Source organism: Corallococcus sp. AB038B (assembly GCF_003668955.1).
In the GTDB taxonomy this organism is placed as follows: Bacteria; Myxococcota; Myxococcia; order Myxococcales; family Myxococcaceae; genus Corallococcus; species Corallococcus exiguus.
In genome coordinates this window covers 1-442 of sequence record NZ_RAWO01000113.1, presented here as the reverse complement: position 1 = coordinate 442, position 442 = coordinate 1, and the positions used below count along the sequence as shown (strand labels likewise).

At 66.5% G+C, this 442-nt stretch carries 1 protein-coding gene; it reads left to right on the top strand.

Features of this window, described 5'->3' with window-relative positions; translation table 11 throughout:
- Positions 1 to 34 precede the first annotated feature (34 nt).
- Positions 35 to 442: hypothetical protein (locus tag D7Y04_RS42705; RefSeq protein ID WP_199749832.1), on the top strand; the 408-nt coding region annotated here is incomplete at its 3' end.

Genomic DNA, 442 nt, shown 5'->3' with positions numbered 1-442 from the left:
AGGTCAGACCCCAGATGAGGATGCACAGGCCCCCGTGGCGATCCCCGCGCACTTGGGGGTGAAGGTTTTTACCAATGGGCGCCTCGTGGTCAGTCGCATGGGGACGGAGCTGGCCTCGGCCAGGGTGCGGACGGATGCAGCGGGAATCACGGAGGTCGTGCCCCTGAGCGGTTCTGTCACCCTGGGGCTCGCGGGCTTCGCATGGGCGGACGTTCCCCCTGGGGCCGCGGGAACGGAGGACCTGGAGGTCACGCTGGTTCCTGAGAACCCCAATCAAGATGCCTTTCACGAAGCGGTGCCCCTGACGACCATTGTGGGGCGCATCGGCAAGCTCCCGGTCACGCACACCTTTGTCAAGGGTGTCAGTGTCGTGGACGGGCATCTGGTGAAGCAGGCGGCGGATGTCGATTCGCCCAGCCGAGGCGTGGGGCTGGCGTGGACG